General features: G+C 39.8%; 13 protein-coding genes. 5 read left to right on the forward strand and 8 right to left on the reverse strand.

The genetic code is table 11. The features are described from left to right. Positions 1-7: 7 nt before the first annotated feature. From ACQQ5U_RS04050 to ACQQ5U_RS04085, 8 genes are all read right to left on the reverse strand, one after another. Complete coding sequence (locus ACQQ5U_RS04050) at positions 8-391, reverse strand: response regulator transcription factor (RefSeq protein ID WP_437395656.1); 384 nt, start codon at positions 389-391, stop codon at positions 8-10. Continuing rightward, a complete protein-coding gene (locus ACQQ5U_RS04055; protein WP_437395657.1) occupies positions 388-3075 on the reverse strand; it encodes an ATP-binding protein in 2688 nt (895 codons plus the stop codon). The genes ACQQ5U_RS04050 and ACQQ5U_RS04055 overlap by 4 nt, the downstream gene beginning before the upstream one ends. A 270-nt stretch (positions 3076-3345) precedes the next feature. Then, positions 3346-5061: a sodium:solute symporter family protein gene (locus ACQQ5U_RS04060; protein ID WP_437395658.1), complete on the reverse strand. Its 1716-nt coding sequence runs from the start codon at positions 5059-5061 to the stop codon at positions 3346-3348. 23 nt (positions 5062-5084) lie between these two features. Continuing rightward, positions 5085-5348 (reverse strand): DUF4212 domain-containing protein, encoded by a 264-nt coding sequence (locus ACQQ5U_RS04065; protein ID WP_437395659.1) that lies wholly within the window; start codon positions 5346-5348, stop codon positions 5085-5087. Between the two features lie 19 nt (positions 5349-5367). Next, complete coding sequence (locus ACQQ5U_RS04070) at positions 5368-6594, reverse strand: hypothetical protein (protein WP_437395660.1); 1227 nt, start codon at positions 6592-6594, stop codon at positions 5368-5370. 97 nt (positions 6595-6691) lie between these two features. Next, on the reverse strand, positions 6692-7105 hold the full coding sequence (locus ACQQ5U_RS04075; protein ID WP_437395661.1) for a transposase: 414 nt from the start codon (positions 7103-7105) through the stop codon (positions 6692-6694). Positions 7106-7232: 127 nt separating this feature from the next. Continuing rightward, on the reverse strand, positions 7233-8180 hold the full coding sequence (locus tag ACQQ5U_RS04080) for a phosphoribosylaminoimidazolesuccinocarboxamide synthase (RefSeq protein WP_437395662.1): 948 nt from the start codon (positions 8178-8180) through the stop codon (positions 7233-7235). A 14-nt stretch (positions 8181-8194) separates the two neighbouring features. Next, positions 8195-9154, reverse strand: a complete 960-nt coding sequence (locus ACQQ5U_RS04085; RefSeq protein ID WP_119609684.1) for a PhoH family protein — start codon at positions 9152-9154, stop codon at positions 8195-8197. A 119-nt stretch (positions 9155-9273) separates the two neighbouring features. Between ACQQ5U_RS04085 and ACQQ5U_RS04090 the strand changes: the two genes are divergently transcribed. The 5 genes from ACQQ5U_RS04090 to dnaN all read left to right on the forward strand — a co-directional run bounded on the left by ACQQ5U_RS04090 (position 9274) and on the right by dnaN (position 14041). Continuing rightward, a complete protein-coding gene (locus ACQQ5U_RS04090) occupies positions 9274-10104 on the forward strand; it encodes an SAM hydrolase/SAM-dependent halogenase family protein (protein ID WP_437395663.1) in 831 nt (276 codons plus the stop codon). Continuing rightward, a complete protein-coding gene (locus tag ACQQ5U_RS04095) occupies positions 10105-10407 on the forward strand; it encodes a putative quinol monooxygenase (protein WP_437395664.1) in 303 nt (100 codons plus the stop codon). Beyond that, positions 10407-11138, forward strand: a complete 732-nt coding sequence (gene gldF, locus ACQQ5U_RS04100; protein ID WP_437395665.1) for a gliding motility-associated ABC transporter permease subunit GldF — start codon at positions 10407-10409, stop codon at positions 11136-11138. The genes ACQQ5U_RS04095 and gldF overlap by 1 nt, the downstream gene beginning before the upstream one ends. Beyond that, positions 11138-12802, forward strand: a complete 1665-nt coding sequence (gene gldG, locus ACQQ5U_RS04105) for a gliding motility-associated ABC transporter substrate-binding protein GldG (protein WP_437395666.1) — start codon at positions 11138-11140, stop codon at positions 12800-12802. The genes gldF and gldG overlap by 1 nt, the downstream gene beginning before the upstream one ends. Positions 12803-12922: 120 nt before the next feature. Continuing rightward, the gene (gene dnaN, locus ACQQ5U_RS04110; RefSeq protein ID WP_437395667.1) at positions 12923-14041 is read left to right on the forward strand and encodes a DNA polymerase III subunit beta; all 1119 of its coding nucleotides are present in this window, start codon (positions 12923-12925) and stop codon (positions 14039-14041) included. Positions 14042-14060: the final 19 nt, after the last annotated feature.

Raw genomic sequence — 14060 nt, forward strand, 5'->3', positions numbered from 1 at the left:
TATTTGTTTAGTTTCGTTTTATTTTTTTGTCTATTAATCCTTCAATATCGGATATGATTTTTTTTATGGAAAAAGGCTTGGTCATATAACTGTCCGCCCCCATTTTCAATCCCTTTTCAATATCCTTTTCCTTGCTTTTTGCTGATAGAAAAACCACCTTGGTATGTTGAAGTTTTTTATTGCCCCTAACTCTTTTCAAGGTTTCATATCCATCCATTTCCGGCATCATAATATCCAAAAGAATAAGATCGGGTGTTTCCTTTTCAGCAATCTCAAGTGCCTCAGTCCCATCCCTAGCTATAAAGACTTCAAAATCCTTCTTTTTAAAGGCATATTCCAAAGACATCACAATGTTGGGCTCGTCATCCACTATCAGTATTTTCTTTCTCATAATCCTTTCGGTAATGTAAATATCATTCGAGTTCCTTTAATAAACTCCTTGTCCACAGCAATGGAACCCTTATGGCTTTCGACAATTTTTTTACAAATTGCCAGACCCAGGCCACTACCCTGTGGTTTCTTAATATTTTGATTTTTTGATTGATAGAATTTTTCAAAGATGTAATCCTTGTCCTCATCGGGTATCCCCCTGCCATTATCTGTAATAGCCACAAAAACCTCACTATCGAGGTCTTTTAAAAGAATTTTTATCTTTCCTTTATGAGGTTCTGTAAATTTAAGAGAATTGGAGAGTAAATTTGTCAATACTTGCAAAATTCGATCCTCATCATAGGCTGCTAACACCTGTTTTTTTTCGGAGAACTTAATTTTAACTCCTTTTTTGGTCGCAATCTGTTCTACTCCCTTGATTGCTTTTCCAATGGTCTTGGACATATCGTGTTCACCAATTTCCAAATCCGTTCTATTGCTGGATAATTTTTCAAGGTCCAAAATGTTATGGATAAGAGTATCCAGTCTATCCGTATCGCGACTTATGTTCTCTAAAAATCGATTTCTCAATTCTGGTGGCATACCTTCGTCTTCCAATACTTCTGATGCTGCTTTTATAGAAGTTATTGGTGTTTTAAGCTCATGGGCCACCGTATCCAAAAACTCATCCTTGAGCTTGTCCTGAACACGCAATTCTTCATTGGCCTTTTTTAACTGATGAGCCATAGTGGAAAGTTCTTCCGATTTTTCAGTAAGTAATTTGTTGTTGGCCTTAGTCTCTTTACTTTCTTCCAAAATATTCAGTACTTCTACCAAACTGATAGGTGTTTCTTTGGATACCGATGACAGTAATATCTTAGCGGAGGCTGCACCTATGCTTCCTGTCAACAATTTTTCGGAGAAATTGATCAATCTTGCATCCGCTCTTTCCTCCGTTTCTGATATATTGTACTTTTTGTTGAAAATTTGAAGCGCTCTATTGGTACGGTGCTCCCCTAAAAACCTGTTCAACAATCGTTTAATATCGGCCACATAGGCTTCCCCTTTCCAAATGAACCCTCCCTCTTGTAGATTACCATAGTTTTCGTGATTAACAAACATTTCTGCATAATTTCTTTCCCTGTAATTGCCCTTGGTGCGCAACGAAAACCCAACAAATGTCAGCGTATTTAGTGACATGCTCCATAAAAAGGCATTACTCTCCGGCGTTAGATAATCCAAGCCAAACAAGTGTGCAGGTTGCAACCATGCATAGCCGAACAAGCCTTCTTCCATCAATTTGATATTGGGCATCGCTACTTGACTTAAAATAGGTAAAAACAAGGTGTAAAAAACGATTGCCAAACCAACAAAAATTCCAATTTCCGCCCCTCTGGCCGTACCCCTACGCCAAGTAAGTCCCAAAAAGAACGATGGGGCTAGTTGCGCAATAATCACAAATGATATCAACCCAATGGAATACAGTGAAAATTGAACAGAAAACTTTACATAAAAGAAGTAAGCAATGATAATCAAAAGAAAAATGGCTACCCTCCTAATATTCTTAATTCGCTTAGTGTTCTCCTCAGGGTTGCCCTCTACCAATGTTTTTATAAAGCCATACGGGATTACGATATTATTGCTCACCATGGTGGAAAGTGCCAAGGTGGACACAACAATCATAGAAATAACGGTGGTAAATCCTCCAATAAAAACAAGGAGGGCCAATCCATAATTATCCTGGTGCAAAGGCAATAGAAGGCTATAATAATCGTGGTTAACGGTTGCAGGCAGACTAATATTTCCTGCCCAGGCAATAAATATCACAAAGACATTGAACAGCAGTAGGTATAAGGGAAACAACCAAATGGCTTTCCTCAAATAACTTTCGTTATCATTCTCTACTACCGCAACATGAAATTGTCGTGGTAACAAGAAAATAGCAAAAAATGACAGGCAAATAGTAAAAAGCCAATTGAAACCATTTTCCAATCCGCCGAATGTAGTTAACTGTTTAAAATTTTCTTGGAGACTTGCTTGATTATAAATGTCGGATGTACCGTCAAAAAGATAGAATGTTACGTAAATACCAATGGCCAAGAAAAACGAAAGTTTTAAAATGGACTCAATGGCAACTGTGGCAATAATCCCCTTTTTATGTTGTGAGGTATCTGTGGACAATGTTCCATAAAATGCAACAAAGACGGCAATGAGCAATGCTATATAAAAAGTGGAATCATCAAAAAAATCAGTAGAAACATAGCTTCCCTTAGTTGATATCAGGGAAAATGTCTCTGAAACTGCTTTTAACTGCAAAGAGATGTATGGAATAATAGCGAACAAACAAGTAAATGTAACCAATGCTCCCAACAACCTATTGTTCCCATAGCGCATGGAGATAAAATCAGCGATACTGGATATCTTATGCTGTTTTGAAATCCGTATCACTTTGCGCATCACAACAATCCAAAGTGGCAAAGCAATTACAGGACCCAAGTAAATAGCCAAAAAACTAATACCTGAACTGGAGGCAATTCCAACACTACCGTAATAGGTCCAAGCTGTACAATAAACCGCTAAAGAGAGGGTATACACGTACGGATTACTTATCCATTTGCCCCTTGGATTTTTTTCAGCAAAATAGGCCAATATGAAAAGTATGGCCAAATACAGGACAATTACAAGTCCTACAATAGAATTACTCATAGAACCTTTTTAAAATAATGTAGGCCAAAATAATGGAGAACAACCAGCTCGAAAAAATAAAAACATAAAATATAGGGAACCCCAAAACCTCAGTATTACCATCAAAAATGGTGACAAATGGTACATTCCATAAAAAGAAAAGAACTATGGATATAAGTATCAATTTTTGCTGATGTCGTTTCTTCATTTTTATCCGCATGGTAACCGTCTTAAAATTACAAAAAACGGTGCGGCAAAACTATTCCACACCGTTTTTTCACAACCAACTAATTAATGCGACGATGCTTCACCCGCACCGCTAGGTATTCTTATATGCTCTACGATTTCCTGTACTTCTTCAGGTGGTTCCGGTGTGAACTTGTTCACCACAATGGCCACTATAAAGTTGACAATCATAGCTATGGTTCCAAACCCCTCGGGCGAAACACCAAACCACCAACTTTCCTGTAGTCCAGATACGGCTTCTTTTCCTCCATCGAAAATTCCAAATTTGAATTTCAACATATAGAAAAGCATCAAACAAAGACCTACAATCATTCCAGATATGGCTCCTTTGCTATTCATCTTTTTATAAAAGATTCCCAAGATAATGGCAGGAAAGAACGATGCTGCGGCAAGACCAAAGGCCAAGGCAACTACCGCGGCCACAAAGCCAGGCGGATTAATTCCGAAGTATCCAGCAATAACAACGGCAACTGCAGCTGAAAGTCTTGCAGCCCAAAGCTCTCCTTTTTCCGAAAGGTCTGGTTTAAGTACATTTTTAATCAAATCATGAGAAACTGAAGAAGAAATCACCAATAACAATCCGGCAGCAGTAGATAAAGCAGCGGCCAAACCACCAGCCGCTATCAGTCCAATTACCCAAGCAGGTAAATCTGCTATCTCGGGGTTGGCCAGTACCATAATATCACGGTCAACGGATAATTCGTTTACTTCAGGTGATGCCACATATTGAATTATACCATCTCCATTTTTATCCTCGTGGCCAATCAATCCTGTCTTTTCCCAACGGCTAAACCATTCCGGCATGTTGTCGTATTCTTTTCCGCTAACAGTTTCAATAAGGTTTGTTCTTGCAAATACAGCCACGGCGGGTGCGGTGGTATACAAAATGGCGATAAACAACAAGGCTAAACCTGCCGATTTTCTCGCATCACGTACTCGTTTTACCGTAAAGAAGCGTACAATTACATGCGGAAGTCCTGCCGTACCTACCATTAAGGCAAGTGTAATGGCGAATACATCAACCAAGCTTTTTGAGCCATCAGTATATTCGGCAAAACCAAGTTCGGTGGAAAGACCGTCCAGCTTATCCAAAAGATAAGTACCTGAACCGTCAGACAACGTACCGCCAAAACCAAGTTGTGGAACGGGATTACCTGTCATCTGAATGGAAATAAAAATTGCAGGCACCATAAAGGCAAATATCAAAACACAATATTGTGCTACCTGGGTATAGGTGATTCCTTTCATTCCACCGAGTACGGCATAGAACAGTACAATCACCATTCCAATAACAACCCCTGTGTTGATATCAACTTCCAAGTATCTTGAGAATACAATACCTACTCCTCGCATTTGTCCTGCTACATAGGTAAAGGAAACGATTAGAGCACAGATTACGGCTACAACACGAGCTGTTTTGGAGTAGTAACGTTCTCCGATAAAATCAGGAACGGTAAATTTTCCAAACTTTCTGAGATATGGAGCCAATAGCAAAGCTAAAAGTACATAGCCTCCGGTCCACCCCATTAAATATACAGCTCCATCATAGCCGGCAAAGGAAATAATCCCCGCCATAGAGATAAAAGATGCTGCCGACATCCAATCTGCTGCTGTTGCCATACCATTGGCCAGCGGTGAAACTCCTCCTCCTGCTACATAAAATTCTTTGGTAGAACCGGCCCGTGACCAGATTGCAATTCCTATATACAGACCAAATGATAATGCAACCAAAACATAGGTCCAAATTTGTTCATCACTCATAATTTAATTTTTTTGTTGGTTAGTTAATCTTCGTTGTATCCGTATTTTTTGTCCAATTTGTTCATCAGGCGTACGTATACAAAAATGAGAATGACAAATACATAGATAGATCCTTGTTGCGCGAACCAAAACCCAAGTTTAAATCCACCCAATCTAATATTGTTCAAAGCATCCTTGAAGATGATGCCCGCTCCGTAGGAAACCAAGAACCAGATAGCCAATAATATGACAAGGTATCTTAGGTTTTCTTTCCAGTAGGCCGTAGCCTTTTTTTGTTTTTCTGACATAATTTGTTGGTTTGTTTAGTTATAAATAAATCTGTGCTTGCAATGTAACCACGCCATTACCGTTTCCAGAACCCACTTTAGCATTTGCATACTCCAAGGTCAATTTGGAATGATGCCCCGTCGTGAAGAGGTTGATTCCCAGTCCCAGTCTTGTGGTGTTGTCATCAATTGCATCTATAGTTCGTGTTTGGTAAGACAAATAGGGTTGCACCCTTGATTTGTTTGGAGCACTAGGAATTAAATAGCCTACATGTCCATATACCATGTTTCCGGTACCATATGGTCCAAGGTTGAAGTTACGACCATAATCGTTATTTTGGAATACCGCATAGGCAGTAATTGCTGAACCATCTTCTCCTAGAGGAGCATCATAGAAAGCATCCACTGCAAAAATGTTTACATTTTCTCCTTCTAAATTGCCCGTACCATCCATGACCACAACTCCATTTTTATGGGTAAAAAAGCCTGCCCCCACATTGAAAACCTTCTTACTCCCCAAATAGGTTCCGACCTTATAGGGAAGAAAGTTGGATTCCTCATCCAAGAATTGATAATCGAAATATCCTTGAAAAACTTTTCCTGCATCGGCAGAACCTAACAGCTCTCGACCACGATACACTGCTCTACCATTTGGTGTTGGGTCGTTTGCTGAATCCAAAGTATTGGCAATGGCTTCGTTGTAAGAAACGCGATACTGCAAACGTCCTACCCTACCTTTTACATAAACCCCTAAATGACGGGCAAATTGATCACTAAGACCTAGGACGGCCCAAGATTGACGATTGTTGTCCAAGGTCATGAAATTTAGGGTACTACTATTGTTCAAACGTGATATTCCGTTCCAGTAATGAAGTCCAGTTCCTGCATAAAAATTCTTTGCCACTTGCCATTCTCCCCAAAAAGCATGATAAAAAAGTTGGGAAGAATCCCCTTTGCCCGTAGCACTAAGGTTGTTACCATTTAAACTGTTTAAACCAAAGTGAGAAAGAATTAAAAACTTTTTGTTCAATTGGGTAAAGGTCAATAACCTGGCACGGCGTACACTGAGATTAATATCACTTTGGTCGTCCGAAGTGTTTTCGTTGTATTGGGCCCAAAACTGACCCCATGCGATCATTCGAAGATATTTAGATCCATCTTGGTTAAAATTAATTTTAAAACCCCCGGTATACTCGGTGTTTCCTTGTGAAAAGGATTTAGGAACGAACAAGAGAGAGAACGCCATTCCAATAAGTAATTTTTTCATTTCAGTTTGGATGTTAGATAGTTATGTGCTCTACGAACATCCTAAAAAAAAGAACTGAAATAAAAAACAGTATATATTTTTGCTAATTAAGTATATTTTAATCTTTAAATCGGTCCCATTTTATAAGCATAAACTTATCTCCCAATTCCGTGACCAATTGACCTGCCCCCTTAAGATTTTCTGGATTTTGAAAGTACTTTTGAAGTTCGGTATGGTTCAGTATTTTGTAGGTGGGATGATATTTGGAGTTATATGGCCGTTTAATATTATATTTCCTGACCCAATTCATAACGGATACATGGGAAACCCCTAGGATACGTTCAATTTCTCGATACGTTAATCCCTCTAAATACAGCTGTAAAGCCTTGTTCACAAAATAATCATCAATCTGTTTTCCTAATTTGGGAACGGTAAAATAATATCCGCAAGACTTGCATTTGTAGCGTTGTCTATCTTTAATGATTCCAGCCTTGGTAAACTCTGTGGATGAACAATTCGGACAACTTTCCATAGTTGGTATACTTAATTAGCATAAATATACCAAATTAGCTTTAAAAATTTATTGATATGACAACAATAAAAAAAGGGAATCGATAAAATTCCCTTTAGTTTATTGGTCAAATCACAATATTGGTTGATTATTTTGCCAAATATGCCTTTACATTTGTAAAAATACGATTCCGAAGGTTCGAGATATCACTTTTCACAAATTTCTCTCCTGTAATGTTCTCATAAAGTTCAATGTAACGGTTAGAAACGGATTCAATGTACTCATCTGACATTTCGGGAACGGACTGTCCTTCCAAACCTTGAAATCCATTAGAAATGAGCCATTGTCTCACAAACTCCTTGGAGAGTTGCTTTTGAGGTTCGCCCTTTTCTTGGCGCTCTTGGTAACCATCAGCATAAAAATACCTGGAAGAATCGGGTGTATGAATCTCGTCGATCAATACGATTTCTCCCTCTTTGGTTTTACCGAATTCGTATTTGGTATCCACCAAAATAAGTCCTCGCTCTGCGGATATTTCTGTACCTCTTTGGAAAAGGGCGCGGGTATATTGTTCCAATACTTCGTAGTCTTCTTTGGAAACAATACCACGCTTTAAAATATCTTCTTTGGAAATATCCTCGTCGTGGTCGCCTTTTTCCGCTTTGGTAGCCGGCGTGATTATAGGTTCCGGAAATTTATCATTCTCCTTCATTCCATCGGGCATGGGAACGCCACAAAGCAACCTTTTACCTGCTTTATATTCTCTCGCAGCATGGCCAGACATAAATCCTCGAATCACCATTTCCACTTTAAAAGGTTCGCAGGCTTTGCCCACTGCTACGTTGGGGTCTGGAGTGGCCATCAACCAATTGGGAACGATGTCTTCGGTTGCCTCCATCATTTTGGTGGCAATCTGATTTAATATTTGACCCTTGTAGGGGATTCCTTTGGGCATTACCACATCAAAAGCAGATAAACGGTCCGTGGCAACCATCACCAAAACATCATTCTCTAAGGTATAAACCTCTCTTACTTTTCCTTTATAAACAGATTTTTGCCCAGGAAAGTCAAAATCCGTGGACATTAGCGTATTCATTCCCATAATTGTTTCTAGAATTGATTCTGGTGCTCTATGTTCTGATAGGCATCAATCACCTTTTTCACCAATTTGTGCCGGATTACGTCTTTATCATCCAAATAAATGATGCTGATGCCATCCACATTCTTCAAAATAAGCAAAGCTTCCTTTAGACCTGATATCACCCTTCGCGGCAAATCAATCTGCCCTGGGTCTCCCGTCAACAAAAACTTGGCATTTTTGCCCATACGGGTCAGGAACATCTTCATTTGGGCATGGGTGGTATTCTGCGCCTCGTCCAAAATCACAAAGGCATTGTCCAAGGTACGACCGCGCATAAAGGCCATCGGAGCAATCTGAATGGTGCCATCCTCAATATACTTTTCCAACTTTTCCGAAGGAATCATATCCCGAAGGGCATCGTACAACGGCTGCATGTATGGATCTAGCTTTTCCTTAAGGTCACCTGGAAGAAAACCTAGGTTCTCCCCTGCTTCTACTGCGGGACGGGTCAAGATAATCCGCCTTACTTGTTTTTCTTTTAAAGCTTTTACGGCCAAAGCAACTCCCGTATAGGTTTTTCCTGTTCCTGCTGGACCAATGGCAAAGACCATATCGTCCACTTTGGTAGCATCCACCATACGTCTTTGATTGGCAGTCTGGGCCTTGATCAATCTACCGCTTACACCATGCACCAAAACGTCTCCGCTACTAGAGGAAGAAGTATAATCCGCTTTGCTTGTGCTGGTGAGTATCCGCTCGATCATATTTTCATCGAGCTTATTGTACTTGGCAAACTGTCCTGTAAGCTCATCAAAGCGCTTATCGAACTCTTCCAAAAGTTCTTCGTCTCCAAATACCTTTATCTTGTTGCCCCTAGCTACAATCTTAAGCTTTGGAAAGTATTTTTTCAGTAGCTCAATGTTGGCATTTTGCTGCCCAAAAAATTCCTGGGGGCTAATCTCCGTAAGTTCTATTACAAGTTCGTTCAAAAATAGTGAGGTGTTACAGTTGTTTTTGAAGAATTCTATTCTTTCTTTTTTAACTAATTTTACAAACAAACTTAACTAAAAATCAATTTGAACGCGGAAAAACATATCAACAGTATTGCATGGCAATTATAACCTTAACAACAGATTTTGGATATAAGGATCACTTTGTGGGTGCTGTAAAAGGGGCAATACTGAGCAATCTTCCCGATATTTCCATTGTTGATATTTCACACGCCATTAGTCCATTCAACATACAGGAATGCGCATATATCCTCAAAAATGCATACCAATCGTTTCCAAAAGGTTCGGTGCATATTGTTGGGGTCGATTCAGAAATTTCCCCTGAAAATGAGCATATCGTCGTTCAAGTGGATGGACATTATTTTGTGAGTGCCAATAGTGGCGTTATTTCCTTGATAACTTCTGAGGTGCAACCCGAAAAAGTAGTGGAAATCAATCTGCCCAATGCAGAACCCAGTGCCTTTCCCGTTCTTAACATATTTGTTCAGGTAGCCTGCCATATTGCGCGCGGAGGTAAATTGGAAGTTATTGGCAGACCTTTGGAAAGCTTGAAAGAGCTACGCGATTTTGAGCCAAGAATTACAAATCAGGGCAAGACTATTTCTGGCAATGTAATTTATATAGATAACTACGGAAACGTGGTCACCAACATCCAGAAAGGTCTTTTTGAAGCTTACCGAAGCGGACGGGATTTTGAAATCATTGCGAGAACCACCAAAATAAGACAAGTACAGCAAAGCTATAATGGTATCATCAATTACAATTTGGAGCGAAACCAGCGCAAAGGTCCAGGTGATGCCTTGGCCCTTTTCAATTCTGCGGGCTATATCGAGCTTGCGATTTATAAAAGTGACCTGAATTCCGTTGGAGGGGCTTCCTCCCTACTTGGACTGAATTACAGGGATACCGTAACCATAAATTTCCTCTAAATGTTGATACGCATTGTAAAACTGACTTTTAAACCCGAAAATATTGCTAGTTTTGAGCGAATCTTTGAAGAATCTAAAAATGGCATCTTGGCTTTTGAAGGATGTAATATGGTAGAGCTGTATCAGGACATCAATAATTCCAACATATTTTTCACCTATAGTTTTTGGGATACGGAAGCGCATCTGGATAACTATAGAAAATCGGATTTCTTTAAAGGGGTGTGGGGCAATACCAAAAAATTGTTCGCCGATAGACCCGAAGCTTGGAGTGTTCATAAAATTCAATCAACAAACCCATCTTAATGTTCGCAATTTTTAAGAGAGAGGTACGGTCCTTTTTTACATCGCCCATCGGTTATTTGATCGTGGGGTCTTTTTTACTGCTCAACGGACTTTTTCTGTGGGTGTTCAAGGGCGAATACAACATTTTTGATTATGGCTTTGCCGATTTGAGCAACTTCTTTTTGTTGGCCCCGTGGATTTTCATCTTTCTGGTGCCAGCCATCACCATGAAGAGTTTTTCGGAAGAACGCAAAATGGGAACGCTTGAACTTTTGTTGATTAAACCAATCTCCATCTGGAAATTGGTTCTCGGGAAATTCTGGGGCGCCTTTCTTTTGTGCGTTATCGCAGTAATCCCGACCATAATATATGTCTTCGCTATATCAGGATTGGGAATGGTCGAAGGCAATTTTGACCTTGGGGTGGTATTGGGCTCATATTTTGGATTATTATTTTTGATGGCGTGCTATACCTCCATCGGGATATTTGCTTCCACCCTATCGGATAATCAAATTATAGCCTTTTTGGTGGGGATTTTGGTTTGTTTCTTGATTTTTAATGGATTTGATGCCCTTTCTTCATTGTTTTCGAACGGGGAAACGCAACAAACGATTCAAACATTGGGGGCACAATCACATTTTGACAGCATTGCAAGAGGTGTTATAGATACCCGCGACTTAATCTATTTCATCTCCTTGACCCTATTGTTTTTGTATCTCACTTTTCAACGTTTAAAACAACTGCCAAGGTAATGGGGAAGTTTTTTATATCCATATTAAAAGTAATTGTGGCCGTGGTGGTGATCAACCTATTGGCCAATTTTGTCTACACCCGTTTTGATCTTACGGAAGATAAACGTTATACCCTTTCTGGACCTGCCGTGGAAGTGGCTCAAAAATTTGAAACGCCCGTTATTGTAGATGTGTTGTTGGATGGTAACATTCCTGCAGAGTTCTCCAAATTGAAAGCGGAAACCATTCAGTTATTGGAATCCTTCGGGTCAAAAAACAGCAACATCAAGTATAGTTTGGTAGACCCTTTAGAAGGCACCGAGAATCCACAAGAAACGGTCGCCCAATTACAAAGCTTGGGATTACAGCCTGCCAATGTTACCGTTGAGGAAAACGGAAAAGTATCCAACGAGTTGGTTTTCCCTTGGGCCATGGTCAATTACAACGACCAGACCGTGAAAGTGCCATTACTCAAAAACAAATTGGGCTCCACAGCTGAGGATCGTATCAACAATTCGGTGCAGCTATTGGAATACGCCTTTGCCGACGCTTTTACCAAACTGAGTATTGAAGAAAAAAAGAACATTGCCGTCATTAAAGGAAATGGCGAGTTGGATGATATTTTTATCGCCGATTATCTCACCACTATTCGTGATTATTACAACATAGGTGCCATTACGTTGGACTCAGTAGCTACTAATCCGCAAAACGTTTTGGAGCAACTCAAAAGTTTTGATTTGGCTATCATTGCAAAGCCAACAGAGGCGTTTACCGACCAAGAAAAATATGTAATGGACCAATATATGGTTCAAGGGGGTAAATCCATTTGGATGGTGGACCAAGTGAATATGGAAATGGATAGTATTTATGCAGGTGGCGGCGAGGCCATTGCCATTCCCAGAGACCTTAATTTGAAGGATTTGTTTTTTAGATATGGGGTTAGAATCAACCCCGTTTTGGTCAATGATCTTTATTTTACCCAAATTGTTTTGGCGTCGGGCGAAGGAAACGATTCCCAGTACAATCCGCTTCCGTGGTTGTATTACCCGATGGTGTTTTCACAAAACAATCATCCTATTAACACTAATATTGAGGCGGTTCGTTTTCAATTCACCAGTCCAATGGATGTATTGGAAAACGATTATCAGAAAACAATTTTGTTGCAGAGTTCTCCGCTTTCCAAGACTGATGGAATCCCAAGAGTAGTGAGTTTGGATATGATCAATCAACAACCCGACCGGGAAACTTATACTAATGGAAACTTGCCCTTGGCTGTTTTGATTGAAGGGAGTTTTACCTCCATGTACAAAAACAGAGTAAAGCCGCTCAAACTCCAAAATACTTTGGAAGAAGGTCCTGAAAACAAAATGATCGTAATCTCAGATGGTGATGTCATCAAGAACCAATTACGTAACGGCCGACCTTTGGAATTGGGCTACGACAAGTGGACCAATAGCTTCTATGGCAACAAGGAATTCTTGGTAAATAGCACAAATTACCTTCTTGATAACACTGGGCTTATTAACATTCGGAACAAGAAAGTATCCATCCCGCTCTTGGATGTCAAAAAAATAGCAGAACAAAAAACCAAGTGGCAGCTCGTAAACATTGGATTGCCAGTAGTTTTAACCCTGTTGTTCGGCTTGTTTTTCAGCTACTATAGAAAGCGGAAGTTTACCGCCTAACTGTTGATAAATTTGTTTCTCTGCTAAATCCATTTGGGATATATTTGTTTTTATTGATTTTAAATACCCTTTTTGAAGGGAAAACTTCTAAAAAAGCAACTATACTAAAGTATTTCGTTGATGAAATTTATTGTATCCAGCACATATTTATTGAAACAGCTTCAGGTTTTGGGAGGAGTTATCAACAATAGCAACACCTTACCCATCCTGGACAATTTTTTGTTCGACCTTAAAGAAAGTAAACTAACGGTTTCCGCATCGGACTTGGAAACTACCATGAGCACGGTTTTGGAAGTAGATTCCGATTCCGAAGGTACTATTGCAGTTCCTGCTCGTTTGTTGTTGGATACCCTAAAAACATTTCCCGAACAACCTTTGACTTTTGTTGTTGAGGACAACAATACGGTAGAAATTAGCTCCAACCACGGTAAATATGCCTTGGCATATGCTGATGGTGCTGAATTCCCAAAAGCGGTAGAAGTCTCCAATCCTAGTTCCACTACTCTGTTAGGTGATATTTTGGCAACCGCCATCAACAAAACCATATTCGCCGCAGGTAATGATGACCTTCGCCCGGTAATGAGCGGAGTGTTTTTCCAGTTCTCCCCAGAGAATCTAACTTTTGTGGCCACAGATGCCCATAAACTGGTAAAATATCAACGTCAGGATGTTTCAGCTTCCGAAGTGGCAGAATTCATTATGCCCAAAAAACCATTAACTCTTTTAAAAGGTATTTTGGCAGGTTCAGAATCCGAAGTGACCATCGAATACAATGACAGTAATGCCAAGTTTTATTTTGACAATACTGAATTGGTTTGTCGTTTGATTGACGGAAAATACCCGAACTACGAAGCCGTGATTCCAAAAGAAAACCCGAACAAATTAACGATTGCTAGAAACCAGTTCCAGAGTTCTGTGCGCAGGGTTTCTATTTTCTCCAATAAGACCACTCACCAAATCCGTTTGAAGATTGCTGGAGCAGAACTGAATATTTCTGCTGAAGATGTGGATTATAGTAACAAAGCTGAAGAAAGACTATCATGTTCTTACCAAGGTGATGATATGCAAATTGGTTTCAACTCCAGATTTTTGTTGGAAATGTTGAACAATCTATCATCTGATGAAGTTTCATTAGAGATGAGCCTACCAAACAGGGCGGGAATCCTCACCCCTATCGATGGACTGGATGAAGGCGAGCATATAACTATGTTGGTGATGCCTGTTATGCTGAATAGTTAGGATAATTCTCACGAATACA

It is taken from the genome of Flagellimonas lutimaris, from assembly GCF_051494225.1.
GTDB classification, from domain to species: domain Bacteria; phylum Bacteroidota; class Bacteroidia; order Flavobacteriales; family Flavobacteriaceae; genus Flagellimonas; species Flagellimonas lutimaris_A.

What these genes read in the sequence shown, in the direction of transcription:
- ACQQ5U_RS04050 (WP_437395656.1), bottom strand. Translation starts at nt 391, where the DNA reads ATGAGAAAGAAAATACTGATAGTGGATGACGAGCCCAACATTGTGATG.
- ACQQ5U_RS04055 (WP_437395657.1), bottom strand. Translation starts at nt 3,075, where the DNA reads ATGAGTAATTCTATTGTAGGACTTGTAATTGTCCTGTATTTGGCCATA.
- ACQQ5U_RS04060 (WP_437395658.1), bottom strand. Translation starts at nt 5,061, where the DNA reads ATGAGTGATGAACAAATTTGGACCTATGTTTTGGTTGCATTATCATTT.
- ACQQ5U_RS04065 (WP_437395659.1), bottom strand. Translation starts at nt 5,348, where the DNA reads ATGTCAGAAAAACAAAAAAAGGCTACGGCCTACTGGAAAGAAAACCTA.
- ACQQ5U_RS04070 (WP_437395660.1), bottom strand. Translation starts at nt 6,594, where the DNA reads ATGAAAAAATTACTTATTGGAATGGCGTTCTCTCTCTTGTTCGTTCCT.
- ACQQ5U_RS04075 (WP_437395661.1), bottom strand. Translation starts at nt 7,105, where the DNA reads ATGGAAAGTTGTCCGAATTGTTCATCCACAGAGTTTACCAAGGCTGGA.
- ACQQ5U_RS04080 (WP_437395662.1), bottom strand. Translation starts at nt 8,180, where the DNA reads ATGAATACGCTAATGTCCACGGATTTTGACTTTCCTGGGCAAAAATCT.
- ACQQ5U_RS04090 (WP_437395663.1), top strand. Translation starts at nt 9,274, where the DNA reads ATGGCAATTATAACCTTAACAACAGATTTTGGATATAAGGATCACTTT.
- ACQQ5U_RS04095 (WP_437395664.1), top strand. Translation starts at nt 10,105, where the DNA reads ATGTTGATACGCATTGTAAAACTGACTTTTAAACCCGAAAATATTGCT.
- gldF (WP_437395665.1), top strand. Translation starts at nt 10,407, where the DNA reads ATGTTCGCAATTTTTAAGAGAGAGGTACGGTCCTTTTTTACATCGCCC.
- gldG (WP_437395666.1), top strand. Translation starts at nt 11,138, where the DNA reads ATGGGGAAGTTTTTTATATCCATATTAAAAGTAATTGTGGCCGTGGTG.
- dnaN (WP_437395667.1), top strand. Translation starts at nt 12,923, where the DNA reads ATGAAATTTATTGTATCCAGCACATATTTATTGAAACAGCTTCAGGTT.